The sequence below is a fragment of the Bacteroides sp. 51 genome, from assembly GCF_010500965.1.
GTDB lineage: Bacteria > Bacteroidota > Bacteroidia > Bacteroidales > Bacteroidaceae > Bacteroides.
Genome location: NZ_QVMI01000049.1, coordinates 1 through 279, shown reverse-complemented (window position 1 = coordinate 279; position 279 = coordinate 1). Strand labels below are relative to the sequence as shown.

The window sequence follows — 279 nt, the reverse complement described above, 5'->3', positions numbered from 1 at the left end:
TTCTCACGGAACCGTACGTGATAGTCTCCCATCATACGGCTCTTCGTAACAGAACACCAGGTTACTCTTCTGCTTCTTACCTGACATAGAAAGAGTAAAACCATACTGCCAGTGTACGAACAGATTAGGAAAATGTTCGACAATCCAACAAAAACGACGCTTGGAACGAAAGTAGCTAGAGAACTTATGTTTCTTTTGCAAGAACCGGATTAACCGGTGGTTTAATGCCTGAAACATCTGATCCATAGCTTTCAGACGATGCCGACCGTAGTAGTGTAT

Annotated in this window: 1 protein-coding gene; it reads right to left on the bottom strand. The window is 43.0% G+C overall.

Annotated features, from left to right (window positions below; all coding sequences use genetic code 11):
- Positions 1–3 precede the first annotated feature (3 nt).
- A partial coding sequence (locus tag D0T87_RS22245; protein ID WP_203558763.1) for a hypothetical protein occupies positions 4–279 on the bottom strand: 276 nt, incomplete at its 5' end.